Genomic DNA, 25,546 nt, shown 5'->3' on the forward strand with positions numbered 1-25,546 from the left:
GGGCGGGCATACTAGGCCGTCCCTTACCCTGGTGCCGCCCGCCCCTATGCTCCGCGTCCTGATCGCCCTCGCTCTGACATGCCTGCTCCAACCGGCCTTCGCTGACGAGCGTGCGCAAACCCAACAACAGTTGGACGCCACGCGTCAGGACATCGCCGAGCTGAAAAAGCTGCTGGGCAAGCTCCAGGAGGAAAAATCCGGCGTACAGAAAGAGCTCAAGGGCACCGAAACCGAGATGGGCAATCTCGAGAAACAGGTCGACGCCCTGCAAAAAGAGCTGAAGAAGAGCGAATCCGAGCTGCAGCGGCTCGATGCGGAGAAAAAAAAACTCCAGAGCGCGCGCACTGAACAGCAACGACTGATTGCCATCCAGGCCCGCGCGGCCTACCAGAACGGTCGCCAGGAATACCTCAAGCTGCTGCTCAATCAGCAGAATCCCGAGAAATTCGCCCGCACCCTCACCTATTACGACTACCTGAGCCAGGCCCGCCTGGAACAGCTGAAGAATTTCAACGAAACCCTGCGCCAGCTGGCCAATGTCGAAAAAGACATCTCGGCCCAGCAAGCCCAGTTGCTGGTGCAGAAAAGCGATCTGGATACCCAGCGCGACGCACTCGACAAGGTCCGCAAGGAGCGCCAGCAGGTGCTGGCCAAGCTCAACGACGACGTGAAAGCGCGCGATCAGAAACTGGCCGCCCGCGAGCAGGATCAGGCAGACCTGACTAAAGTCCTTAAAACCATTGAAGAAACCCTGGCCCGCCAGGCCCGTGAGGCAGAAGAAGCGCGACAGAAAGCGCTCATCGCCCAGCAGGAAGCCGAAAAAAAGCGTTTGCGTGAGGCCCAGGCCCGCGCCGATGCGGACTCGGACACCAGCGACGCCCCACGCAAACAAGCCAGACCCACACCTGGTGCGCTGGTTTCCAGCAGCGGCGAGACGTTCGGCGGCCCTTTTGCTGCCACCCGGGGAAAACTTCCATGGCCGGTTGATGGTCGACTGCTGGCACGCTTCGGTGAAACCCGTGGCGACGATGCCCGAACCAAGTGGGATGGCGTGATGATCAGCGCCTCCGCCGGCAGCCAGGTGCACGCCGTACACGGCGGGCGCGTGGTGTTTGCCGACTGGTTGCGCGGTGCCGGGCTGCTGGTGATCCTCGACCACGGCAACGGTTTTCTGAGCCTTTACGGTCATAACCAGACGCTGCTGAAGTCGGCTGGTGACGTGGTAAAAGCCGGTGAGTCCATCTCCACTGTCGGTAGCAGTGGTGGGCAGGACACACCAGCGCTGTATTTCGCAATTCGTCAGCAGGGTCACCCGAGTGATCCGGCGCAATGGTGCCGCGCGCAAGGATAGGCGTTGAGTCACCAACTTTAGGAGTTCGTTCGACATGCTGCATTTGTCCCGTCTTACCTCGCTGGCCCTGACGATCGCCCTGGTGATCGGCGCGCCTCTGGCGTTTGCCGCTCAACCGGCTCCGGCTGTCGCTCCGGCAGGCACTGCCGCGACTTCCAAGGCCCCGTTGCCGCTGGAAGAGCTGCGCACCTTTGCCGAGGTCATGGACCGGATCAAGGCCGCCTATGTCGAACCGGTGGACGACAAGACCCTGCTGGAAAACGCCATCAAAGGCATGCTCAGCAACCTCGACCCGCACTCGGCCTACCTCGGCCCGGAAGATTTCACCGAGCTGCAGGAAAGCACCAGCGGTGAGTTCGGCGGCCTGGGCATCGAAGTCGGCTCGGAAGACGGCTTCATCAAGGTCGTGTCGCCAATCGACGATACGCCAGCATCGAAGGCCGGCATCCAGGCCGGCGACTTCATCGTCAAGATCAACGGCGCGCCGACCCGCGGCCAGACCATGACCGAAGCCGTGGACAAGATGCGTGGCAAGATCGGCCAGAAAATCACCCTGACCCTGGTCCGCGACGGCGGTACGCCGTTCGACGTGACCCTGGCCCGCGCAGTGATCCAGGTGAAGAGCGTCAAGGCGCAACTGCTCGAATCGGGTTATGGCCTGATCCGCATCACCCAGTTCCAGGTCAAGACCGGCGAGGAAGTCTCCAAGGCCCTGGCCAAACTGCGCAAGGACAACGGCAAGAAGCTCAACGGCATCATTCTCGACCTGCGCAACAACCCGGGCGGCGTGCTGCAGGCGGCGGTGGAAGTGGTCGACCACTTCATCACCAAAGGCCTGATCGTCTACACCAAGGGCCGGATCGCCAATTCCGAGCTGCGTTTCTCCGCCACCGGCAAGGACGAAAGCGAAGCAGTGCCGATGGTTGTGCTGATCAACGGTGGCAGTGCCTCGGCCTCGGAAATCGTCGCCGGCGCCCTGCAAGACCAGAAACGCGCCGTGGTCATGGGCACCACCAGTTTCGGCAAAGGCTCGGTGCAGACCGTGCTGCCGCTGAACAACGACCGGGCGCTGAAGATCACCACCGCGCTGTACTTCACGCCGAACGGCCGCTCGATCCAGGCCCAGGGCATCGTCCCGGACATCGAAGTGCGCAAGGCCAAGATCACCAACGAGGCGGACGGCGACTACTTCAAGGAAGCCGACCTGCAGGGTCACTTGGGCAACGGCAACGGCGGCGCGGACAAACCGACCGGCTCCGGTGGCAAACCGAAAGCCATGCCACAGGATGACGATTACCAGTTGGCCCAGGCCCTGAGCCTGCTCAAAGGCCTGAGCATCACGTCCGGCCGTTGAGGATGTCTTTGCGTTTCGTCTTTGTCCTGCTGTGCTGTCTGGTGGGGGCTGCTCACGCAGAGCCCGCCAGACCAACACCACAAAAAGCCTACCTGACACTGATCATCGACGACCTGGGGCAAAATCTGCCCCGGGATCGTCGTGTGCTGGCCCTCCCCGGACCGGTCACCACGGCGATCATGCCCGACACCCCGCACGCTACCGAATTTGCCCGCGAAGCCCATCGCGCCGGCAAGATCGTGATCCTGCACATGCCGATGGACCCGGCCACCGGCCCGTTTGCCTGGCATCCTGAACTGCCCATCGAAGAACTTGAGAAACGGCTGAACGCTGCATTCAAAATGGTCCCGTACACCGCAGGCATCAACAACCACATGGGCAGTCGCATGACCGCACAACCTGTGGCGATGGCATGGTTGATGGGTGAGTTGCAGCGCCGCCACAAGTTCTTCGTCGACAGCCGCACCAGCGCGCAAACGGTCGCTGCGCAACAGGCACAGAAGATCGATCTGGCAAGCGTTTCGCGGGACGTGTTTCTCGATGACGAGCGCACCGAAGCGGCGATCTACAGCCAGTTGCAGACCGCGATCAACCTGGCGCGCAAACAGGGTTCGGCGGTGATGATCGGCCATCCTTATCCACAGACGCTGGCGGTGCTGGAGCGGGAGCTGCCGAAGTTGAAAGCTCAAGGCATCGAGTGGATCGACATCAAGCAGATGATCAGTGTGCGCAGCAATCGCGCCACGGCCGCTCATGGCAAAGACGGTGTCTACCGATAAATGCCCTGAAACAACCGTCACACATAGTTACCGCAAGAAGACTTGGCCCAGTCGGGATAGTCAGCCTTGCAAGTGTCAGCGACCTCCACGAGTCGCCTTTCAAACTTCAGGACTGACTATGACTAGCAACGACAGCACCACATTTCCGGCCGGGCAAATGGAATCGATAAAGTTCGGCAATCTGCTGATCAATTTCACCAGCGAGTTTCACAGGATATGGGACAGTCGGGGCTCGGGCTCCTCTGTCGGTAGTTTCTGGCGCCCGACCCCCGCCCCTGATCTGCTGCCAGGATATTTTCCTCTGGGGGATCTGGCGGTGACCGGATACGACAATGTCAATGGAAACAGAATCATGGCTGTCGTCTGCGAAGGCGAGCCGCAAAGCGAGGATGCTTCCCAAGGCAGGGCACTCAGCCCGCCCACAGACTATGAAAGAGTCTGGAGAGACTCCAACTCCGGCGCCGCCGCCGACTGCACGGTATGGCGCCCGATCCCTCCTGCCGGCTACGTGGCCATGGGGCTTGTCTGTTCCAACGGTCGTGACAAGCCATTACTCAATGCGGTCCGCTGTGTCCGGGAAGACCTGGTCATTGCCACAGGGATCGGCGGCCTGATCTGGAACGATAAAGGCAGTGGCGCCAGGCAGAATTTCAGCGCCTGGAATATTGATCCTCCGCAGGCTGCCGCAGGTGAAATCTACTTTGCACCGGGGACGTTTTTCGGTGTCCAGAGCCATTCCAGACCCGCTACATCCGCCGCTTACGCATTACGGATGCAGATCCCTCGCCAGTCAGCATCAGCCCCCGAGGCTCCAAAGCTATCGGGGTATGAAGCACCTTCAGAACTGGAACCCTCCAAACTCACTCAAACTGTTCGCATTCCCTGGTTCGCCGTGACCGATCACTTGCCTCCAGGCGAGCAGTTGCGTACATCCCCTTTCTACCGTCTGGAGCGGACGGATCAATATGTGCTGGTGGGACATGGACACAACACCAGTGACCAACCGCGACCTTTCAAGTGGCGAGCACTCCGGGCTCAAAATGCACAGATGCTGCACATTTTCAGCCGCCTCAGCTCTATCGAAATTGCGACGGTGTGGTCGGAGAAGGGGGCGAGCGGCGTCCGGCCCATCAGGTTCTCGGCTCATTTGTACAAGGACTTCACTTACTCCGAGAAATCTTCCAGCGGCTGGAATGATTCTCGCCCATTGGACATCGTCGCCATGGCAGCCAAAAGCAAGGCCGTGGCGATCTATCAAATACAGAGCTTTTACACGCTGAAACGTGCGGATGGTACGCCAGTGGCGGTCAGCATCGGTTACACCGATGACGAAAGCCTGTATCTGACCGAATATCCGCCAGAAACCGATAGCACGTTGATTTTCACTCCACAACTGGCGCAAGAGCCGCAAGCAAGCGAAAGCCGTTCAGACAGCGAAAGCAACAATGTCGATACCGTCTCGCAGCCGATGGGTGAGGAGCCCACTGTTACAAATATCGTCCCATGATCTCGTCGACCACGCCGTCCTTGCGCATCTGATCGAGCGCAGCCTGCAACTTCGCAACGGCCTCGTCCGGCACATCCTTGTTCAGCGCCAGATACAGCTCGGCGCTGTTGAAGCGAAGCACGGTTTTCAAGCCGGTCACGCCATCCTGCCGTGCCAGATAACGCCCGGCAGGATCGCCGGTGGCCCACAGGTCGATCTGGCCGCTGACAAGCTTTTTGGCGTTGTCCTGATCACGCAAAACTACCACCGGTTTCAGGCCCTGCTTGGTCAGAGTCTCGGCAATCGCATCGCCCTTGTAGGCACCGATCTTGTATTTGCGTGCGTCATTCAGGGTTTCGAGGGTGATCTTGCTGTCGGCCTTGGCCAGCATGACCCAGTCATCCGGGCCGATGGGGCCGACCCACTTGAACAGCGTCTCGCGATCCGGCAGGCGCGCCATGACGAACGCGCCATAACCAGGATTCTCCAGTGCCAGCTTGTAGACCCGCTCCCAAGGAAAGCGCAGGGTCAGGCTGTAAGTGATGCCGGCACGCTTGAACATCTCGCGCACGATGTCAGTGGCGATGCCGTTGATGTTTTCGTCTTGAGCGAAATTCTTGCCGTTCTTCGCCATGTTGTACGGCGGGAAGTTTTCGGTGAGGAGCACCAGATCGGTGTCGGGACTTTCTTCGGCGTGGCCAGCGTTGATCAACAACACGGAGGCACTGGCGAGAGCGAGAAGCAGGCGTTTGATCATGTCGGGCTACCGAAATCCATGGCGTGCCCAAGAGTGCCTTGGGTACGCCATGCTGTCCACTGGCCTGTATGGTTGTTTAACGCATTACGATGCCGCGGTGAGCCATGTAAGCCTTGGCTTCCTGAACCGTGTATTCGCCGAAGTGGAAAATACTCGCTGCCAGTACTGCGCTGGCGTGACCTTCAAGAATGCCGTCAGCCAGATGTTGCAGGTTGCCGACGCCGCCGGAAGCGATCACCGGAATGCCCAGCGCATCGCTGATGGCGCGCGTCACGCCGAGGTCAAAGCCGTTTTTCATGCCGTCCTGATCCATGCTGGTCAGGAGGATTTCACCGGCACCCAGGCCTTCCATTTTCTTCGCCCACTCGACCGCGTCGAGGCCGGTCGGTTTGCGACCGCCGTGAGTGAAGATCTCCCAGCGCGGGGTTTCGCCAGGTCCCGAGACCTTCTTCGCGTCGATGGCGACGACGATGCATTGCGAGCCGAAATGCTGCGCCGCTTCGCCGACGAATTCCGGGTTGAACACGGCAGCGGTGTTGATCGACACCTTGTCCGCACCGGCGTTGAGCAGGTTGCGAATGTCCTGCACGGTGCGCACGCCACCGCCGACGGTCAGCGGAATGAACACCTGACTGGCCATGCGTTCGACGGTGTGCAGCGTGGTGTCACGGCCATCGACGCTGGCGGTGATATCGAGAAAGGTAATCTCGTCGGCACCCTGCTCGTCGTAGCGACGGGCGATTTCCACCGGGTCGCCGGCGTCACGGATGTTCTCGAACTTCACACCTTTGACGACCCGGCCGTTGTCCACGTCCAGGCAAGGGATGATGCGTTTGGCCAGCGCCATGGTCAGTCCTCAGCCTTGATACGAATCGCAGAAAGCTTGCGCTTCGGCGACGTCGAGGGTGCCTTCGTAGATCGCCCGGCCGGTGATGGCGCCGATGATGCCTGGCGCCTTGGCGTCAAGCAGCGACTTGATGTCACCCAGGTTGTGAATGCCGCCGGAAGCGATCACCGGGATCTTCGTGGCAGCAGCCAGAGCAGCAGTGAACGGTACGTTGCAGCCCTGCATCATGCCGTCTTTGGCGATGTCGGTATAAACGATCGAGGACACGCCGTCGGCTTCGAATTGCTTGGCCAGGTCGATGACCTGCACAGTGCTGATTTCAGCCCAGCCATCGGTGGCGACAAAACCGTCCTTGGCATCCAGACCGACGATGATCTTGCCCGGGAAGGCGCGGCAGGCTTCAGCGACGAACGCCGGATTCTTCACAGCCTTGGTGCCGATGATCACGTAGCTCACGCCGGCCTTGACGTAGTGCTCGATGGTTTCCAGCGAACGAATACCGCCGCCGATCTGGATCGGCAGGGTCGGGTAGCGCTTGGCAATCGCTGTCACCACTTCGCCGTTGACCGGCTGACCTTCGAAAGCGCCATTCAGATCGACCAGATGCAGACGACGGCAACCGCCCTCCACCCACTTGGCAGCCATGCTCACCGGGTCATCGGAGAACACTGTGGAATCTTCCATGCGGCCCTGGCGCAGACGTACGCAGGCACCGTCTTTAAGATCGATAGCGGGAATAATCAGCATCTGGCAAACCTTCAAATTTGAATGTTCAGCTTGGCTCGGAAATCAGTTTTTCTCGAGCGCCCACAGGTCGCTTTCGATGCTTTCAAACCGCTCCTTGAGCTGGGTCTGCACATCGAAAATCGCCCTGTTGTAATAGTGCGGAGCAATTTCGCGGGTAAACAGCTCAAGAATTTCCGCCGCCTCGAACGAACCCAGGTCCAGTTCGAAACGATCCTCCATGAACCGCTGGATCTTGCGATTTGCATCGCTTTCCTGCTCGGGCGTGAGGGTCAGGATCGGCGGTTTTTTCTTGGTGGCCATTTACCAGCGACCGTCCCACGCCGCGAAGTTCTGCAGCAATTGCAGGCCATGGGTATGGCTCTTCTCCGGGTGAAACTGCACGGCGAAACGCGAACCTTCGGCCAGCGCTGCGGCGAAATCGACACCGTAATGACCGCTGCCGACCACTTGGCGCGGATTACCGGCGGCGATGTAGTAGCTGTGCACGAAGTAGAAACGCGCCAGGTCCGGAATGTTGTGCCACAGCGGGTGATCCACCGACTGCTTCACTTCGTTCCAGCCCATGTGCGGGACTTTAAGGTGCTCGCCGTCTTCATGCAGGTCTTTGCCGAAGAACTTCACCGCGCCCGGGAACAGGCCGATGCAATCCACGCCGTCGTTTTCTTCGCTGGTGTCGAGCAAGGCTTGCATGCCAACGCAGATGCCGAGGAACGGGCGATCCTGGCTGACTTCGCGTACCAGCGAGTCGAAACCGAGGCGACGGATCTCCGCCATGCAATCGCGAATCGCGCCGACGCCGGGGAAAACCACGCGGTCGGCTTCGCGGATCACGTCCGCATCGCTGGTGATCAACACCTTGCCGGCGCCGACGTGCTCGAGGGCCTTGGCCACCGAGTGCAGGTTGCCCATGCCGTAATCGATGACTGCAACCGTCTGCATTACAGCACGCCCTTGGTCGAAGGCATCTGGCCGGCCATGCGCTCGTCCAGTTCGACGGCCATGCGCAGTGCGCGGCCGAAAGCCTTGAACACAGTTTCGATCTGGTGGTGGGTGTTGGTGCCGCGCAGGTTGTCGATGTGCAGGCTGACCAGCGCGTGGTTGACGAAGCCCTGGAAGAATTCCTGGAACAGGTCGACGTCGAAACCGCCGACGGTGGCGCGGGTGTACGGCACGTGCATCTGCAGGCCAGGACGGCCGGAGAAGTCGATCACTACGCGCGACAGCGCTTCATCGAGCGGCACGTAGGCGTGGCCGTAGCGACGGATGCCTTTCTTGTCGCCGATGGCTTGCGCGAAGGCCTGGCCAAGGGTGATACCGACGTCTTCCACGGTATGGTGGTCGTCGATATGCAGATCGCCCTTGCATTGGATATCCAGGTCGATCAACCCGTGACGGGCGATCTGATCCAGCATGTGCTCAAGAAAAGGAACACCGATATCGAATCGGGCCTTTCCGGTGCCATCAAGGTTGATCGAGGCTTTGATCTGGGTTTCCAGAGTGTCGCGCTCGACAGACGCCTTACGTTCGGCCATCACCAGCTCCGCAAAATCATTGGGCGAAAAAGGCAGCCATTATAGGGGCGCGGGGCCGAAACAGAAACACGAGACGTGATATGGCAGACGGATAGAAGCCCGTACTGTCGGGGATAGACATGTCCATACAAGCCATTTCATACAGCCCAAAACAACTGTGGGAGCGAGCTTGCCCGCGATGAGGGCCGCACATTCAACATCACTGTCGACTGTCAGACCGCTATCGCGAGCAGGCTCGCTCCCACAGGGTTACGACGTTTTACTTAGTGGAACAGCACCGCCGTCTTCTGCAGGGTCACCCACACACCCCACGCCAACGGAATCCCTACCACCAGCCACGCAGCGATTGCCAGCGGCTTGCTGCCCGGCGCGGCTTTCCACTCCAGCACAGTGCTGCTGTCAGCACCCTTGTCGTGGCCCAGCGCCTGCTCGGCGGCCAGTTCGGCGTCGGTCATGAAGTACTTGTCCGCTACCGGGCGCACCAGCAGGTTGCACAGGAAACCCAGCACCAGCAGGCCGGCGAGGATGTACAGGGTGATGTCGTAAGCAGCGGCGCGTTCAACACCGATGCTCAACTGATACTCACGCAGGTAGTTCACCAGCACCGGACCCAGCACGCCAGCGGCGGCCCAGGCGGTCAGCAGACGACCGTGGATCGCGCCGACCATTTGCGTGCCGAACAGGTCCGCCAGATAGGCCGGAACGGTTGCAAAACCACCGCCGTACATCGACAGGATGATGCAAAACGCCGCCACGAACAGCGCAACGTTGCCCAGGTGACCGAGGTTCGGGATCAACGCGTACAGCGCAAAACCCAGTGCAAAGAACACGAAGTAAGTGTTCTTGCGGCCCAGATAGTCCGAGAACGACGCCCAGAAGAAACGACCGCCGATGTTGAACAGGCTCAGCAGACCGGTGAAACCGGCCGCAATCGCTGCGATCGAGGCCAGTTGCCCGGCGTCCAGCTGACCGAACGGCAGATCGACACCGATCAATTTTCCACCGAACACTTCCTGCAACAGTGGCGAAGCCATGCCGAGGATGCCGATACCGGCGGACACGTTCAGGCACAGCACCAGCCACACCAGACGGAATTGCGGGGTTTTCCACGCCACATTCACGTGAACGTGACGGTGGGTGATCATCGCATTCGAGGCTTTCTTCGCCGGAGCGGTCCAGCCCTCAGGCTTCCAGCCGGTTGGCGGCACGCGGTAAGCCAGTGCACCACCGATCATGAACACGAAATAGATCGCGGCCATGGCCACGAAGCTCTGCCATACGCCCACGCCAGTCGGCGAAGCGAAATGGCTCATCAGAGCAGTTGCCAGTGGAGCACCGACCATCGCGCCACCACCGAAGCCCATGATCGCCATGCCGGTGGCCATGCCACGCTTGTCCGGGAACCACTTGATCAGGGTCGAGACCGGCGAGATGTAGCCCAGGCCCAGACCGATACCACCGATCACGCCGGAGCCGATCCACATCAGCCAGATCTGGTGGGTATAGATCCCCAGCGCAGAAATCAGCAGACCGCCGCACCAGCACAGTGCCGATACAACGCCGGCCTTGCGTGGCCCTGCGTGTTCGAGCCAGCCGCCCCAGATCGCTGCCGAGCAGCCGAGGAAGATGAAGAACAGGGTGTAGATCCAGCCGAGCATGGAGATCGGCCAGTCGCATTGCGACGAGAAAACCTGTGCGATGAAGCTCATGTCCGGCGCGCAAGCCACCGGCGCGGTGATGCCGAGTGCCTTGGACAGCGGCAGCCAGAACACCGAGAAACCGTAGGCCATGCCGATGCACAAGTGGATGGCCAGAGCGGCCGGTGGTACCAGCCAGCGGTTGAAACCGGGTTTGGCGATGATGCGTTCCTTGGACAGGAATGCAGGCTGGGCGGCGCTGAGGCCGTCCGCCGTGATGCTTGTGCTCATTGTGTATCCCCCAATTATTAGTATGTGTTCGTCAGCCACTGCTCACCCCCGGCCTTTATGCACGCAGGCATGACCGTGTTAGTGGGTGGAGCTCCTTGAAGCGCGACCAAAAGTCGCAGAGGGACGGACGAACGGGCGAAGGTTACCATCTGCACGTGACAGAAAAACCAAACTGATATCACCTTTTTCGAGTCATCTGATCTCATATCACCGGGGAACCCTCCCGCCGACCGTTGTCGAAGCGCTGCACGCCGCGGTTCAAGAGGCTCCTCAGGACACCGCACCAGCAAGGGGTCAGGCAGCGCTATACTCCCCGGCTAAATTACGAATTCGACTAACTACAAGGACTCGCCCATGAAAGCGTTCGGCAAAATCCTGGGTCTGGTAATTCTCGGGCTGTTGCTGATCATTGTGGCGGCGGGCTTCGCCCTGACCCACTTCTTCGATCCCAACGACTACAAAAACGAGATCCGCCAGATAGCCCGCGACAAGGCCCACATCGAGCTGACGCTCAATGGCGATATCGGCTGGAGCCTGTTCCCGTGGCTCGGCCTGGAATTGCACGAGGCCAGCGTCGCCACCCTGATCAAGCCTGACGAGCCGTATGCCGATCTGCAGATGCTCGGTCTGTCGGTGCGCGTGCTGCCGCTGCTGCGCCGCGAAGTGCAGATGAGCGACGTGCGCGTCGAAGGCCTGAACCTGCGTCTGAACCGCGACAAGAACGGCCACGGCAACTGGGAAGACATCGGCAAGCTGCCGACTGCCGCCCCTGCGCCGGGCAGCACCCCGCCAGCTACCGCCGGCGAACCGGTCGCCGAAACGCCTGCCCAGCCGGAAAAGCCGCCGCAGCCGATCCGCCTCGACATCGACAGCCTGACGGTCAACAACGCCCGGGTTGAATACAACGATGAGCAGACCGGCAAACAGTTCAGCGCCGAAAGCATCCAGCTGAGCACCGGTGCGGTGCACGATTCGACCAACATTCCGCTGAAAGCCACGGCGTTCCTCAGCACCAATCAGCCCGTGCTGCGGGTGCGCACCGAGCTCAATGGCGAACTGCGCATCGAGCGCGCCCTGCAACGCTACAAGTTCGAAGATCTTAAGCTGTCCGGCGAACTGACCGGCGACCCGCTGCAAGGCAAAGCCATGACGTTCTCCGCCCAAGGGCAGATGTTGCTCGACAAGGCCGCGAACGTCGCCGAATGGACCGGGATCAAGATCTCCGCCAACCAGTTGCGCGCACTGGGCGAACTGAAGGCCAACGATCTGGACAAGACCCCGCAGATCACTGGTGCGATTTCCATCGCCCAGTTCGATCTGGCCAAGTTCGTCGACAGCATCGGCCAGACCCTGCCGGCCATGGCCGAAGGCAACCTGAGCAAGGTCGAACTGGTCAGCCGTGTCGCCGCCACACCGACCAGCCTGGCGCTGGACAACATCAACCTGAAACTCGACGACAGCAGCTTCAGCGGTCGCATCGCCGTCGAAGACTTCGCCAAGCAATCGCTGCGAGCGATCCTCAAGGCTGACACCTTCAACGTTGACCGCTACCTGCCGCCGAAATCGGAAAAAGCCGCCAGCGCCACCCAGGCGCGGCAGACCGAAGTCGCCAGCACCGAAGCCGATGCCATGGCCGGCGCCGGCAGCACTCCGCTGCCGGACAAACCGAGCAAAAGCGCCTGGAGCACCGAGCGCCTGTTCCCGGTGGAGCGCCTGAGCAAACTGGACGTGAACGCCGACCTGACCTTCGGCCAGTTGACCCTCGATAAGTTGCCGATCCAGAACGCTGCACTGAAAGCCTCCGGCCAGGGCGGCCTGCTGACCCTGGAGAACCTTCGCGGCGAGTTGTACAACGGCGACTTCGAAGCCAAGGGCACGCTGGACGTGCGCCAGACGACACCAGTGCTGAATCTGCAAACCCGGATCAACCGGGTGCCGGTGGAAAAAATCCTCGAAAGCCAAGGCAAGAACCCACCGGTCAAAGGCCTGGTGAACCTCACCAGTACCGTCACCGGCAGCGGCAACAGCCAACAGGCACTGATCGACACCCTCAACGGCAACGCCAGTTTCGTGATCAACAACGGCGTGCTGCTCAATGCCAACCTTGAACAGCAACTGTGCAAAGGCATCGCCACCCTCAACCGCAAATCCCTGAGCGGCGAACCGCGCGGCAAGGACACGCCGTTCCAGGAGCTCAAGGGCAACCTGACCTTCCGCAACGGCGTGGCCAACAACCCGGATCTGAAAGTGCGCATCCCGGGCATGACCGTCAACGGCGACGGCGACATCGACCTGAAAGTGCTGGGCATGGACTATCGCGTCGGCATCATCGTCGAAGGCGACACCAGCGCCATGCCGGACCCGGCCTGCCAGGTCGGCGAGAAGTTCGTCGGCATCGAATGGCCGCTGCGCTGCCGTGGCCCGCTGGAACTGGGCGCCAAGGCCTGCCGCGTAGACAACGAGCGCCTGGGCCAGGTCGCGACCAAAATGGCCGGCGACAAGCTCAGTGAAAAAATCGACGAAAAACTGGGCGACAAAGTCAGCCCGGAACTGAAAAACGCATTGAAGGGGCTGTTCAAGCGATGAGAGCGGAGCAGTTTTCCACGGCGGTACTGGAATGGTTCGACCGCCACGGCCGCCATGATTTGCCCTGGCAACAGAACATCAACCCGTATCGGGTGTGGGTGTCCGAGATCATGTTGCAGCAGACCCAGGTCAGCACCGTGCTCAATTACTTCGACCGGTTCATGGCCGCGCTGCCGACGGTCGAGGCCCTGGCCGAAGCCCCGGAGGACGAAGTGCTGCACCTGTGGACGGGCCTGGGTTACTACACTCGCGCGCGCAATTTGCAGAAGACCGCGAAGATCGTCGTCAGCCAGTACGGCGGCGAATTTCCCCGGGATGTCGAGAAGCTCACGGACTTGCCGGGCATCGGCCTGTCTACCGCCGGCGCGATTGCCAGCATCAGCATGGGCCTGCGCGCGCCGATCCTCGACGGCAACGTCAAACGGGTGCTGGCGCGTTTTACAGCGCAAGAAGGCTATCCGGGCGAGCCGAAGGTCGCCAAACAGCTGTGGGCCAACGCAGAGCGCTTCACGCCGCAGGATCGGGTCAACGCCTACACCCAGGCGATGATGGATCTGGGCGCCACGCTGTGCACCCGCAGCAAACCGAGCTGCCTGCTGTGCCCGCTGAAAAAGGGTTGCGAAGCGCACCTGCTTGGCCTGGAGACCCGTTACCCGATTCCAAAGCCACGCAAGGCCATCCCGCAGAAACGCACGCTGATGCCGCTACTGGCCAACGAGGATGGCGCGATTCTGCTTTATCGCCGCCCGTCCAGCGGATTGTGGGGCGGTTTGTGGAGCCTGCCGGAGCTCGACGACCTCGACGACCTGCAACACCTCGCCGCACAGCACTCGCTGGAACTGGGCGAGCAGCAGGCGCTGCCGAGCCTCGTCCACACATTCAGCCACTTCCAGCTGTCCATCGAACCCTGGCTGGTCCAGGTGCAGGAAGCCGGCGGTCACGTGGCCGAGGCCGACTGGCTCTGGTATAACCTCGCCACCCCGCCGCGCCTGGGCCTCGCCGCCCCGGTCAAGACCTTGCTCGAACGCGCGGCCGCCGTCTTGAATGCAGGAGAGTCGACATGACCCGCACCGTAATGTGCCGCAAGTACAAAGAACAACTCGAAGGTCTGGAGCGCCCACCGTACCCGGGCGCCAAGGGCCAGGACATCTTCGAACACGTCTCGGCCAAGGCCTGGGCCGACTGGCAGAAACACCAGACCCTGCTGATCAACGAAAAACGCCTGAACATGATGAACGCCGAAGACCGCAAATATCTGCAGGGCGAAATGGACAAGTACTTCTCCGGCGAGGAATACGCCCAGGCCGAAGGCTACGTTCCGCCAGCGGAATAATCAGCGGAAATCGGGGGTCTGATCGTAAGCGACGGAATTAATTTAAGAAATTTTAAAAAAGTCGTTGACGTAAATCCGAAAAACCCTTTTAATGCGCCCCGTTGCCCAGATAGCTCAGTCGGTAGAGCAGGGGATTGAAAATCCCCGTGTCGGCGGTTCGATTCCGTCTCTGGGCACCAAATACCGAAAACCCTGAATCGCAAGATTCAGGGTTTTTTTATGCCTGCGATTTGATGATGGCTGAATTACGCGCTTCTTGCAGGCCGCCATTCGCGGTTCTTTGCCCGCCCCTTACGGAAGAGGGTCATCACGTCGATGAACCAGAAACGCACCCGCGTCCCCCTGCCCTATCCGCCACCTTATCGGCAGAGCCGGACTTCATTCTGGCTGACCCTTCTTGTCGGGGTGTTGATCACGTTCGCCATCGGCGCGTCCCTCTACATGATCATCGACAGCCTGATCACAGGTTCGATCACGACGAACAATCGAGGCCCGCGCAACACTTGGCTGCGCGACCTGCAACCGCACAAATACTGGTTCGAAGTGATATGGCAAAGCCTTGGCACGCTGTTGCTGCTGGCGATTTCGTTGTTCGGGTTACGTATCTACCTGAAAGCGCGCAAGTAATCGTGAAGGACGGGATTCAGGGCGAATCCCGTCCTGGCCGAAGCTATTGATGCCAGTCCCAATGAAACACCAGATTGCTGGCTGCGCCGCTGCCGACATTGGCAACGTCCCGGCGCACCTCGCCATTGCGCGTGGCAACCACGGTGTATTTGCCTGGTGGCAACTGTGCATAAACCAGCGGTCCGATCTGACTCAGATTCAGTACAGGCTGCCCCGTCGCCTTCTGGACAACCAGATCAACGTCCGAGGTGTACAGATTTTGCGCACCGACGGCGAAAGTCATATGCAGGTTGTAACCGGTGGACTGTTGAATGGCCCGAGACTCGTCCAGGCCAATCCCGCCGGACAGATAATTGATCCCGTTCTGCTGTTGCTGCTGGACTTGCACGCCGGCGCTTTCGATAGGCTCGGCACTCGTGGCCTGCGCCATGAGCGGGAACATCAGAATCGCCACAGCGGCGACGGGCAACATGAGTGAAGTGACGCGTTTCATGATGAGTACTCCCGGGTTCTCGCAGAACCCAATCGTTACTCCTGTTTAGATTTTGCGATGCGGGGCTGGTTTTAGATTGATTGGGAGTTGTCTTGGGTGCGAAAAGGACTACGCGTTGTATTCCCCAATCATTGCCGCCTTCGGTCAGATCCCGCAAAACCCGCTCACCCTTCCTTCAGTTGAACCAGACATGGCCGGCATCGCCAAGCCGTGGGTTACAGGCATGCTTTTGCTTCTGTTCCTCCTGCGTCGGAAAACCTGATGAGCCAACTTGAACCTTCTGAAGCGCAAGATCCGAAACTCGATTCGTTGCTGGGCGACCTTGGCGACCTGATTCGTCAGGCACGCCAAAAAGTGCTGCGAACGGTCGACACGATTCAGGTCCAGACCTGCTGGCAGATCGGGCGGCATATTGTCGAGTTCGAACAACAGGGAGCCCGGCGGGCCGGGTATGGAAAACAGCTTCTGGCTACGTTGGCCAAGGAGCTGACTGCGGATTTTGGAAAAGGCTTCGATTCTTCCAACCTTCGCTACATGCGCTTGTTTTATCAAGCATTTCCAATTCGTGACGCACTGCGTCACGAATTGAGCTGGACCCACTACCGCAAGCTATTGGGGATTGAAAGCGAACCGGCCCGGCAGTGGTACATGAACGAAGCAGCTGCACAAAACTGGTCAAGCCGCGCCCTGGATCGCCAAATCAACACGCTTTACTACGAACGTCTGTTGATGAGCCAAGACAGGACCGACGTCTATGCAGAGGCAGCGACCAACATCGCCGCGATGATAAACAATCCTCGGGAATTCATCCGCGACCCCGTCCTTCTGGAATTTCTCGGCCTGCCCTCACCGGGCAAACTTCAGGAGTCCGAACTGGAACAGGCCTTGATCGATCAGCTCCAGGGTTTTCTCCTCGAATTGGGCAAGGGCTTCGCTTTTGTCGGACGTCAGCAACGCATCAGCGCTGGAGACGATGATTTTTACATTGACCTGGTGTTCTACAACTACCTGCTCAAATGCTTCGTTATCCTCGATTTGAAGCGCGGCAAACTCAGCGCCCGGGACGTGGGCCAGATGGACATGTACATCCGCATGTACGACGACCTGAAACGCAGCGAGGGTGATGGGCCGACGGTGGGGATCATCCTCTGCGCACAGCAAAATGAATCGGTTGCGCGCTACACAATCCTCAAGGGCAATGAACAACTGTTCGCCAGCAGCTACAAACTGGTGCTGCCGAGTGAGGAGGAATTGCGAGCGGAACTGAACCGGGAACAGAGGTTTCTCGACGAGCGCCTGACCGATCAGCCGGATGATTAACCGACGACGGATTGTTCACCGAGCCGCCTGAGACTATCGTTGGCAGCTATTCCGCGAAGGTCGAGAGCCATGGGTTTTCAAGAGACGCACGCACTGGAAGATCCTCAGGGCAGAACCGCGCTCGCAAGCGCCGTTCTGGACGAACCCTTTCACGAGCCCGCCGCCGATGGCTATCGTCTTGGCGGCTTCACCTGGCGCCACGCGTTGCCCGACCTGCAGCGTTCGGTGGTAATCATCAACGCGGCCACCTCGGTGCGTTGCCGTCACTACTCGCGCTTCGCGGCGTACCTGTTCGCCAACGGTTTCGACGTGATCATTTACGACTACCGGGGCATTGGTGAGTCGCGACCGAAGTCGATGAGGCATTTGCAGGCCTCGTGGACGGATTGGGGCGCGCTGGATTTCGAGGCGATGCTCAAACGCGCGCAGCGGGAGTTTCCCGGTCAGCCGATCGATGTGGTCGGGCACAGCTTTGGTGGCTGCGCAGCAGGTCTGGGAGCCTCCGGGCAGATGATCCGACGATTGGTTACGGTCGGCGCGCAGTTCGCTTACTGGCGCGATTACGCCTCGGAACACCGCTGGCGGATGTTCGGCAAATGGCATCTGCTGATGCCGCTGGTGACGCTGCTCTGTGGCTACTTTCCGGGCAAGCGGCTCGGCTGGCTGGAAGACACGCCCGCGGGCGTGGTGCGCGATTGGAGCACGCCTGCCGCACGTTATGAGCAACGCCCAAGCGGTCGGGCAATGGTCGATCTGCCCTTCACCAACGTCCACGCAAACGCCCTGGCAATCAGTATCAGCGACGATCCTTACGGAACCATTCCAGCGACCGAACGCCTGCTCGATTACTTCCACAACGCCCGAAAGACCCACCTGCGAATCGAACCGCAGGACATCGGCGAACAAGAAGTCGGACATTTCGCCTTTTTTCGCAGCGCATACCAAGCCACACTATGGCCCATCGCTCTGACCTGGCTGCAAACCGGCGCACTGGCCCCCGACACTCCGGGGCGGCAAGTGCCGCGCAGCCAAGCCCTTTAACGCATCACGGAACACACACCATGGCTTCCGCCAACAAGCAGCAAAAACGCGCCGCCCGGGCCAAGACCAAGGCCAAGCAGAACCGCACCAAACGTGCGGAAACGCCAGTCGAGCTGGACCCGAACGACGACCGCATCGATTTCGAGTCGGTGGACCTGACCGAACTGTTCAAGAAAATGATCGACGCCGAGAAGATCAGCCAGCAGGCCATGTGCACCGCGTTCCTCGAAGACCCGCTGCTGGAGCTGGTGTACGAACAGGAAGGCGAAGAAGGTGCGATGGACTTCATCCTCGCCGCACTGATCGAGTACCGCCAGTGGTCCACCGAGACCGACGAAGCCGGCGCCCTGGCCTGGATCGAATCCCCTGCTTTCCAGAAAGACTATGTGGCCGCGTCCGACGCAATCGCCGCACAAACCCAACAGAAAAACTGAGTTCCCATGGCATCCCTGAACAAGCAGCAGAAACGCGCCAAACGCGCCAAGGCCAAAGCCAAGCAAATCCGCATGGTCGGCCGCAAACCTCTGGCCCAGGACGATGACCTCGGTCACCTGGCCGAGCCGATCCCGGAATACACCCTGGCGATGTTCAGCAAGATGCGCGACGCCGAAGCCATCAGCCGCAACGACATGCTGCTGACGCTGCTGCGGGAGCTGGCGTTCATCATCGTTGATCATCCTGAACTGCTGGACATGGAAAACGCCGACAACGAAGGCATGGCCGCCACCCATCTGGCTGCCGACATGCTGATCGACTACCGCATGTGGGCCGATGGCATGGACCGCGAGACCGCCCAGGCCTGGCTGAGCGAACCGCAGTTCATCACTGATTTCGGGATTGCGCTGGACACCTATGGACAGTCGGTGGAAGCGCAGGAAGAGAAGAGCGAATAAACCGCTCGCAATAACAAAAACGGCCGCTTGTCATCACTGACAGCGGCCGTTTTGCATTACGCGATACGGATCAGTTCAGGACCGCCGCGCCACGGTTTTCCGCCTTGCGACGGCGAGCTACCAACAGACCGGTAGCTACTACGACCAGACTCAGCAGGCCAGTCGCGAGGATTTCCACGCGGTGGGCGTCCTGGAACAGCATGATGGTCAGGGCTGCCACGATGAAGGCGATCACCGCGTAGGTCAGGCCCGGGAACAGCCACATGCTGAAGACGATTTTTTCGCCGCGAGCCATGCGCTGTTTACGCATGCGCAGTTGCGAAATCGCGATCACCAGGTACACCAGCAGCGCGATGGCGCCGGAGCTGGCCAGCAGGAACTCGAACACCGCAGCCGGGGCCACATAGTTGGCGAAGGTGCACAGGAACGCCGCGCCAGTGGACAGCATCACCGCCCAGTAAGGGGTGCCGCTTTTGTTGGTACGGGTTGCCATGGCAGGAGCATCACCACGCTTGCCGAGGGAGAACAGCATGCGCGAAGAGGTGTACAGCGCCGAGTTCAGGCAGCTGGTCACAGCGACCAGTACCACGATATCGACGATCATCTTGGCATTCGGGATGCCCATGCGCTCCAGCACAGTCTGGTAGGAACCGAGGCTGGCCAGCGCCGGATCATTCCATGGCACCAGGGCCACGACGATGAAGATCGATACGAGGTAGAACAGACCGATCCGCCAGATCACCGAGTTGGTGGCCTTGGAGATCTGCTTGCCCGGGTTCTTCGATTCCGCGGCCGCGATGGTCACGATTTCGGTACCCATGAAGGAGAACATGGTGGTCAGGATCGCGCCCAATACAGCGCCGAGACCGTTTGGCAGGAAGCCTTGGGTGTCGAAGATGTGCGAAACGCCGCTCACCTGACTGTTCGGCAGGAAACCGAAAATCGCCGCCACACCCAGAATGATGAAACCGATGATCGCCACAACTTTGAGCAGGGCGAACCAGAATTCGAACTCACCGTAGTTTTTCACGCTGAACAGGTTGGTCACGGTCAGCAGCATGGTGATGATCAGTGCGAATGCCCAGATTTCCACACTCGGAAACCAGGCGTGCAGGATGGTTGCAGCGGCGTTGGCCTCCAGCGGGATCACCAGAACCCAGAACCACCAGTAGAGCCAGCCGATGGTGAAACCGGCCCAATGGCCGATGGCCCGATCGGCATAAGTCGAGAAGGAGCCGGTATCCGGCGAGGCAACAGCCATTTCGCCGAGCATGCGCATGACCAGCACAACCAGCATACCGGCAGCGGCGTAGGCCAGCAGCACGGCCGGGCCGGCGGCGGCGATCGCGTGGCCGGAGCCGACGAACAGACCTGCACCGATCACACCGGCGATCGACAGCATGGTCACATGACGCGGTTTGAGCCCCTGTTCGAGGCCATTGGAGCTTGAGGTACTGCTCATTGAAACTACCTTTGCGAGGAAAGCGATTGCGTCCGGCCCGTCTGGCGTTCCTTCTCGTAAAAAGAATCCAACGGGGCGTTCCAGATTCTGCACGCAATAATTGCGCCAAAATGTTTCAAAGTCTTCTGGCCCGCGGTTTTTAGCGCGACCGGACAGTCATCGCAAGTCCTTGAGAATACTGGCCTTTCGCCAAAGCGTTACCCTGCGACTCACTTTTCAAACGAACAAGCGCACCAGAAACACACTGAAAAAGTGCGGGATGCACAATAAAAGGGCGAATGAGGAACGTTCGGCCGGATAGCGCTTCCAACACCCCGCCAAAGGTGGCAACATCGCGCCTTTTTTTACGCGACACCCACGGGAATCAACGTTCAAACACCCGTTCGGTTGTTGACGGGGCGACAGTCTGCTGCGCTGATGCGACAACCTGCCACACGCCATCCGTTTACCGCTCGTAGCGCTGTTGGCTGCCATTGAAACGCTATGCTAGCTTGGCCGCCTCGCCAGGAAGGCCACCAACAGCTGGAGCGCAACATATATGAGGAACGCACATGGCTGAGGCCACGCCCGCGCTTGAAATCCGCAACCTGCACAAACGCTACGGACAGCTTGAGGTGCTCAAAGGCATCTCGCTGACCGCCCGCGACGGCGATGTGATCTCGATCCTCGGTTCCTCCGGTTCCGGCAAGTCCACGTTCCTGCGTTGCATCAACCTGTTGGAAAACCCGCACCAGGGCCAGATCCTGGTCGCCGGCGAAGAACTCAAGCTCAAGGCCGCCAAGAATGGCGAACTGGTTGCCGCCGACGGCAAGCAGATCAACCGCCTGCGCTCCGAGATTGGTTTTGTGTTTCAAAACTTTAATCTATGGCCGCACATGAGCGTGCTCGACAACATCATCGAAGCCCCGCGCCGCGTGCTCGGCCAGAGCAAGGCCGAAGCCATCGAAGTCGCCGAAGCCCTGCTGGCCAAGGTCGGCATCGCCGACAAGCGCCACGCCTACCCGGCGCAACTGTCCGGCGGCCAGCAACAGCGCGCGGCGATTGCCCGCACGCTGGCAATGCAGCCCAAGGTGATCCTGTTCGACGAGCCCACCTCCGCCCTTGACCCGGAAATGGTCCAGGAAGTACTTAATGTCATCCGCGCATTGGCCGAAGAAGGCCGCACCATGCTGCTCGTGACCCACGAAATGGGGTTCGCCCGCCAGGTGTCCAGTGAAGTGGTGTTCCTCCACCAGGGCCTGGTCGAAGAGCAAGGATCGCCACAGCAGGTGTTCGAAAACCCGCTTTCGGCGCGCTGCAAACAATTCATGTCCAGCAACCGCTAACGGAGCTACCCGCATGCAGAACTACAAAAAGGTCTTCCTGGCCGCCGCCGTCTCCCTGGCGTTCAGCGCCGGCGCCATGGCTGAGACCCTGAAGATGGGCATCGAAGCGGCTTACCCGCCGTTCAACAATAAAGATGCCAGCGGCAACGTCGTCGGCTTCGACAAAGACATCGGCGACGCCCTGTGCGCCAAGATGAAAGTCGAATGTTCCGTGGTCACCTCCGACTGGGACGGCATCGTCCCGGCCCTGAACGCCAAGAAGTTCGACTTCCTGATTTCCTCGCTGTCGATCACCGACGAGCGCAAGGGTGCGGTGGACTTCACCGACCCGTACTACTCGAACAAGCTGCAGTTCATCGCGCCGAAAAACGTCGACTTCAAAACCGACAAGGACGCGCTCAAAGGCAAGATCATTGGTACGCAACGCGCGACCCTGGCCGGCACCTGGCTTGAAGACACCTACGGTAGCGATATCCAGGTCAAACTCTATGACACTCAGGAAAACGCCTACCTCGACCTGACTTCCGGTCGTGTCGACGCCATCCTCGCCGACAAGTACGCCAACTATGACTGGCTGAAAACCGACGCCGGCAAGAACTACGAGTTCAAGGGTGACCCGGTCGTGGAAAGCGACAAGATCGGCATCGCCGTGCGCAAAGGTGACCCGCTGCGCGAGAAGCTGAACGTCGCATTGAAGGAAATCGTCGCCGACGGTACCTACAAGAAGATCAACGACAAGTACTTCCCGTTCAGCATCTACTGATCCTGACGTGCGGGACCTGCACCGTGATCCGACGGTGCGGGATCCCGGCCTTGCCTGCCGCGATTTGAAAAGAAATCCATGATTATCGACCTCTACGGATTCGGCCCGGCGCTCGCCGCCGGCGCGCTGATGACCGTCAAACTGGCACTTACGGCTCTGTGCCTCGGGCTGGTGCTCGGTCTGCTCGGCGCCCTGGCCAAGACTTCTCCGTACAAGCCGCTGCAATGGCTTGGCGGCACTTATTCGACCCTGGTGCGCGGCGTCCCGGAATTGCTCTGGGTACTGCTGATCTACTTCGGTACGGTCAATGCCATGCGCGCGCTTGGAGAGTTCTTCGGCAACCCCGAACTGGAACTCAGCGCCTTCGCCGCCGGCGTCATCGCGCTGGGCCTGTGCTTCGGCGCCTACGCCACGGAAGTGTTCCGAGGCGCGATCCTTGCCATTCCCAAGGGCCACCGTGAGGCCGGCGTGGCCCTGGGCCTGTCGAAATGGCGGATCTTCACCAAGCTGATCATGCCGCAGATGTGGCGCATCGCCCTGCCCGGTCTGGGTAACCTGTTCATGATTCTGATGAAGGACACCGCGCTGGTGTCGGTCATCGGCCTGGAAGAAATCATGCGTCACGCGCAGATCGGCGTGACCGTGTCCAAACAGCCGTTCACCTTTTATATGGTCGCCGCCCTCATGTACCTGTGCCTGACGGTGCTGGCGATGACCGGCATGCACTTCCTGGAAAAACGCGCCGCACGCGGCTTCGCGAGGAGCGCTCAATGAACTGGGAAGTCATCATCAAGTGGCTGCCGAAACTGGCGCAGGGCGCGACCCTGACTCTGGAACTGGTGGCCATCGCCGTCATCGCCGGTCTGCTGCTGGCAATCCCGCTGGGCATCGCCCGCTCTTCGAAGTTGTGGTACGTACGCTCGTTGCCCTACGCCTACATCTTCTTTTTCCGTGGCACGCCGTTGCTGGTTCAACTGTTTCTGGTCTATTACGGCCTGGCGCAGTTCGACGCAGTGCGCAGCAGCGCGCTGTGGCCATACCTGCGCGATCCTTTCTGGTGCGCGACCGCGACCATGACCCTGCACACCGCCGCCTACATCGCCGAGATCCTGCGCGGCGCGATCCAGGCGATTCCGCCGGGTGAAATCGAAGCGGCGCGGGCACTGGGCATGTCCCGGCCGAAAGCACTGTTCTACATCATCCTGCCGCGCGCTGCGCGCATCGGCCTGCCGGCCTACAGCAACGAAGTGATCCTGATGCTCAAGGCCAGCGCCCTGGCCAGCACCGTGACGCTGCTGGAACTGACCGGCATGGCCCGGACGATCATTGCCCGCACTTACCTGCCGGTGGAGATCTTCTTCGCTGCCGGCTTGTTCTATCTGGTGATGGCATACGTGCTGGTTCGCGGTTTCAAATTGCTGGAACGCTGGCTGCGCGTCGATGCGTGCCAGGGACGCTGATTCTTCTTACGTGCTGACGGGCGAGGCCCTACTCGCCCGCTTCACGGCACTGGATACATTTCTCACAGCACATCAGGCGCTGTGGAAGCCTCGCCCGTTTACTCATCTGCAACTGCCATGGGAAGCGTCCCACCCGGAACTGGCCTCGTGGCTACGCGAGCGGTCGCTGGAAGATGCGGAAAACGCCCACAACCAACCTGCAGAACTCTTGGATGCGCCGGAGCCATTCGCTGCATTGGCGGCGTTGTCGCTTGAGTTGAGTTCGGTCGGTGAATTACCTGCGCATTCGCTGGAAGCCGCCGGGCATCGCTTGAATGTCGATGTGCCGGGGCGCAAATGGCAGCAGATCGAGGCCTTCGCCAGCCGCTTGTCGTTTGCCGCACAACCGAAGCACTGGCTGGATTGGTGTTCGGGCAAAGGGCATTTGGGTCGGCGTCTGCTCGGCGCTGATCAGCAACTCACCTGTCTGGAATATGACCCGACGCTGGTTGCGAGCGGTCAGGCGTTGAGTCAGCGTCATCACCTGCCTGCGCTGCATGTCGAGCAGGATGTGCTCGCGGCGAACACCGCTTTATTGCTGAACGCCGAGCACACACCTGTCGCCCTGCACGCTTGCGGCGACTTGCATGTGCGGCTTATGCAACTGGCCAGCGCCGTCGGTTGCAAACAAATGGCGATCGCACCGTGCTGCTACAACCGGATCAGTCGCACTGAATATCAGGCATTGTCCTCCGCTGGTTCGCGATCAGCCCTACAGCTATCGCTCGAAGATCTGTCCCTGCCAATGAGCGAAACCGTCACCGCCGGTGCCCGCGTCCGACGTCAACGCGACACTTCCATGGCCCGCCGGCTGGCTTTCGATTTGCTGCAACGGCAAGTACGCGGCGTCGACGAATACCTGCCGACGCCGTCCCTGCCGAGCGCGTGGTTGGAAAAACCGTTTGCCGATTTCTGCCGCGACCTGGCAGCGCTGAAAGAGTTATCCACAATCGGCTCGCCAGATTGGCCAGCACTGGAAATCGCCGGCTGGCAGCGGTTGGCCGAAGTTCGCAACCTGGAATTGCTGCGCGGACTGTTCCGACGGCCGCTGGAGCTTTGGCTGAATCTTGATCGGGCACTTTTCCTCACCGAGCAGGGATACATCGTACGTCTCGGCACCTTCTGCGAAGCGCCGCTCACGCCGCGCAATTTCCTGTTGCTGGCAGAACGCGATTAATCCTTCACAGCCTGTGGATAACTCTGTTGATGGAATTCTCGTGGATCCAATATCCACGCCTGTTTCAAGCCAGTAACAGCACTGGTCATTTTTTGTTCACACAAATAAAAAACCGGTAAAACAGGGATTTGCGCATCAAATGAGAACCCGTTCACAAAAACCTGCCTAAGCGCGTTCTCTACAAAGCCTGTTGTGCATAAGCCTTCGAATAAAAGGACATAACCGCCGAATCGCGGACGCCGGCAA

26 protein-coding genes and 1 tRNA gene are annotated in these 25,546 nt (G+C 60.0%); 18 read left to right on the plus strand and 9 right to left on the minus strand.

All coding sequences use genetic code 11. The features are described from left to right. Positions 1-46 precede the first annotated feature (46 nt). The 4 genes from CAF87_RS23390 (at position 47) to CAF87_RS23405 (ending at position 4,991) form a co-directional block, all read left to right on the plus strand. Entirely contained in the window at positions 47-1,351 is a 1,305-nt protein-coding gene (locus tag CAF87_RS23390; RefSeq protein WP_085733281.1) for a murein hydrolase activator EnvC, read from the plus strand. 34 nt (positions 1,352-1,385) lie between these two features. Further along, positions 1,386-2,705: a S41 family peptidase gene (locus CAF87_RS23395; RefSeq protein ID WP_085712771.1), complete on the plus strand. Its 1,320-nt coding sequence runs from the start codon at positions 1,386-1,388 to the stop codon at positions 2,703-2,705. A gap of 2 nt (positions 2,706-2,707) precedes the next feature. Continuing rightward, a complete protein-coding gene (locus tag CAF87_RS23400; RefSeq protein ID WP_085733282.1) occupies positions 2,708-3,484 on the plus strand; it encodes a divergent polysaccharide deacetylase family protein in 777 nt (258 codons plus the stop codon). 118 nt (positions 3,485-3,602) lie between these two features. Continuing rightward, a complete protein-coding gene (locus CAF87_RS23405) occupies positions 3,603-4,991 on the plus strand; it encodes a Vps62-related protein (protein ID WP_085733283.1) in 1,389 nt (462 codons plus the stop codon). On the opposite strand, the gene CAF87_RS23410 is transcribed toward CAF87_RS23405, so the two are convergent. From CAF87_RS23410 to CAF87_RS23440, 7 genes are all read right to left on the minus strand, one after another. After that, positions 4,972-5,727 (minus strand): ABC transporter substrate-binding protein, encoded by a 756-nt coding sequence (locus tag CAF87_RS23410; protein WP_085733284.1) that lies wholly within the window; start codon positions 5,725-5,727, stop codon positions 4,972-4,974. The genes CAF87_RS23405 and CAF87_RS23410 overlap by 20 nt on opposite strands. Positions 5,728-5,803: 76 nt before the next feature. Next, on the minus strand, positions 5,804-6,574 hold the full coding sequence (gene hisF, locus CAF87_RS23415) for an imidazole glycerol phosphate synthase subunit HisF (protein ID WP_007897430.1): 771 nt from the start codon (positions 6,572-6,574) through the stop codon (positions 5,804-5,806). 9 nt (positions 6,575-6,583) lie between these two features. After that, the gene (hisA, locus tag CAF87_RS23420) at positions 6,584-7,321 is read right to left on the minus strand and encodes a 1-(5-phosphoribosyl)-5-[(5-phosphoribosylamino)methylideneamino]imidazole-4-carboxamide isomerase (protein ID WP_085733285.1); all 738 of its coding nucleotides are present in this window, start codon (positions 7,319-7,321) and stop codon (positions 6,584-6,586) included. Positions 7,322-7,363: 42 nt separating this feature from the next. Then, complete coding sequence (locus CAF87_RS23425; protein ID WP_085733286.1) at positions 7,364-7,621, minus strand: DUF2164 domain-containing protein; 258 nt, start codon at positions 7,619-7,621, stop codon at positions 7,364-7,366. Beyond that, positions 7,622-8,260 carry an imidazole glycerol phosphate synthase subunit HisH gene (gene hisH, locus CAF87_RS23430; protein ID WP_085712765.1) on the minus strand — a complete coding sequence of 213 codons (639 nt, stop codon included), beginning with the start codon at positions 8,258-8,260 and terminating at the stop codon, positions 7,622-7,624. It abuts the gene before it with no gap. Next, on the minus strand, positions 8,260-8,853 hold the full coding sequence (gene hisB, locus CAF87_RS23435) for an imidazoleglycerol-phosphate dehydratase HisB (RefSeq protein WP_039764670.1): 594 nt from the start codon (positions 8,851-8,853) through the stop codon (positions 8,260-8,262). The genes hisH and hisB overlap by 1 nt, the downstream gene beginning before the upstream one ends. A gap of 263 nt (positions 8,854-9,116) precedes the next feature. After that, positions 9,117-10,781, minus strand: coding sequence for an OFA family MFS transporter (locus CAF87_RS23440; RefSeq protein WP_085733287.1), 1,665 nt, complete (start codon positions 10,779-10,781; stop codon positions 9,117-9,119). A 354-nt stretch (positions 10,782-11,135) separates the two neighbouring features. Here CAF87_RS23440 and CAF87_RS23445 point away from each other — a divergent pair, with 354 nt between their 5' ends. The 5 genes from CAF87_RS23445 to CAF87_RS23465 all read left to right on the plus strand — a co-directional run bounded on the left by CAF87_RS23445 (position 11,136) and on the right by CAF87_RS23465 (position 15,327). After that, entirely contained in the window at positions 11,136-13,367 is a 2,232-nt protein-coding gene (locus CAF87_RS23445; protein ID WP_085733288.1) for an AsmA family protein, read from the plus strand. Then, the gene (mutY, locus tag CAF87_RS23450) at positions 13,364-14,431 is read left to right on the plus strand and encodes an A/G-specific adenine glycosylase (RefSeq protein WP_085733289.1); all 1,068 of its coding nucleotides are present in this window, start codon (positions 13,364-13,366) and stop codon (positions 14,429-14,431) included. Before CAF87_RS23445 ends, mutY begins: the two co-directional genes overlap by 4 nt. Next, entirely contained in the window at positions 14,428-14,700 is a 273-nt protein-coding gene (locus tag CAF87_RS23455) for an oxidative damage protection protein (RefSeq protein ID WP_085712761.1), read from the plus strand. Before mutY ends, CAF87_RS23455 begins: the two co-directional genes overlap by 4 nt. 103 nt (positions 14,701-14,803) lie before the next feature. Beyond that, positions 14,804-14,879, plus strand: a tRNA-Phe gene (locus CAF87_RS23460). A 136-nt stretch (positions 14,880-15,015) separates the two neighbouring features. Beyond that, entirely contained in the window at positions 15,016-15,327 is a 312-nt protein-coding gene (locus CAF87_RS23465) for a hypothetical protein (RefSeq protein WP_085733290.1), read from the plus strand. A 43-nt stretch (positions 15,328-15,370) separates the two neighbouring features. On the opposite strand, the gene CAF87_RS23470 is transcribed toward CAF87_RS23465, so the two are convergent. Further along, positions 15,371-15,820 carry a hypothetical protein gene (locus tag CAF87_RS23470; protein WP_085733291.1) on the minus strand — a complete coding sequence of 150 codons (450 nt, stop codon included), beginning with the start codon at positions 15,818-15,820 and terminating at the stop codon, positions 15,371-15,373. A 261-nt stretch (positions 15,821-16,081) separates the two neighbouring features. On the opposite strand from CAF87_RS23470, the gene CAF87_RS23475 reads away from it, so the two are divergent. From CAF87_RS23475 to CAF87_RS23490, 4 genes are all read left to right on the plus strand, one after another. Next, positions 16,082-17,140: a YhcG family protein gene (locus CAF87_RS23475; protein WP_085733292.1), complete on the plus strand. Its 1,059-nt coding sequence runs from the start codon at positions 16,082-16,084 to the stop codon at positions 17,138-17,140. Positions 17,141-17,209: 69 nt separating this feature from the next. Beyond that, positions 17,210-18,181 carry an alpha/beta fold hydrolase gene (locus CAF87_RS23480; protein WP_085733293.1) on the plus strand — a complete coding sequence of 324 codons (972 nt, stop codon included), beginning with the start codon at positions 17,210-17,212 and terminating at the stop codon, positions 18,179-18,181. A gap of 20 nt (positions 18,182-18,201) precedes the next feature. Continuing rightward, the gene (locus CAF87_RS23485) at positions 18,202-18,615 is read left to right on the plus strand and encodes a hypothetical protein (RefSeq protein WP_085733294.1); all 414 of its coding nucleotides are present in this window, start codon (positions 18,202-18,204) and stop codon (positions 18,613-18,615) included. Positions 18,616-18,621: 6 nt separating this feature from the next. Further along, the gene (locus tag CAF87_RS23490) at positions 18,622-19,074 is read left to right on the plus strand and encodes a hypothetical protein (protein ID WP_085733295.1); all 453 of its coding nucleotides are present in this window, start codon (positions 18,622-18,624) and stop codon (positions 19,072-19,074) included. Between the two features lie 70 nt (positions 19,075-19,144). Here the strand turns inward: CAF87_RS23490 and gabP are convergent, their stop codons facing one another. After that, complete coding sequence (gabP, locus tag CAF87_RS23495) at positions 19,145-20,536, minus strand: GABA permease (protein WP_085733296.1); 1,392 nt, start codon at positions 20,534-20,536, stop codon at positions 19,145-19,147. Positions 20,537-21,087: 551 nt separating this feature from the next. Between gabP and CAF87_RS23500 the strand changes: the two genes are divergently transcribed. The 5 genes from CAF87_RS23500 (at position 21,088) to CAF87_RS23520 (ending at position 25,300) form a co-directional block, all read left to right on the plus strand. Then, the gene (locus CAF87_RS23500; RefSeq protein ID WP_007897462.1) at positions 21,088-21,861 is read left to right on the plus strand and encodes an ABC transporter ATP-binding protein; all 774 of its coding nucleotides are present in this window, start codon (positions 21,088-21,090) and stop codon (positions 21,859-21,861) included. 13 nt (positions 21,862-21,874) lie between these two features. After that, positions 21,875-22,624: an ABC transporter substrate-binding protein gene (locus tag CAF87_RS23505; RefSeq protein WP_085733297.1), complete on the plus strand. Its 750-nt coding sequence runs from the start codon at positions 21,875-21,877 to the stop codon at positions 22,622-22,624. A gap of 78 nt (positions 22,625-22,702) precedes the next feature. Next, positions 22,703-23,398, plus strand: coding sequence for an ABC transporter permease (locus CAF87_RS23510; protein WP_085712749.1), 696 nt, complete (start codon positions 22,703-22,705; stop codon positions 23,396-23,398). Continuing rightward, positions 23,395-24,084, plus strand: coding sequence for an ABC transporter permease (locus CAF87_RS23515; protein ID WP_085712748.1), 690 nt, complete (start codon positions 23,395-23,397; stop codon positions 24,082-24,084). Before CAF87_RS23510 ends, CAF87_RS23515 begins: the two co-directional genes overlap by 4 nt. Beyond that, positions 24,065-25,300 carry a methyltransferase gene (locus tag CAF87_RS23520; protein WP_085733298.1) on the plus strand — a complete coding sequence of 412 codons (1,236 nt, stop codon included), beginning with the start codon at positions 24,065-24,067 and terminating at the stop codon, positions 25,298-25,300. Before CAF87_RS23515 ends, CAF87_RS23520 begins: the two co-directional genes overlap by 20 nt. Positions 25,301-25,546: the final 246 nt, after the last annotated feature.

It is taken from the genome of Pseudomonas sp. R38(2017), from assembly GCF_002112395.1.
GTDB lineage: Bacteria > Pseudomonadota > Gammaproteobacteria > Pseudomonadales > Pseudomonadaceae > Aquipseudomonas.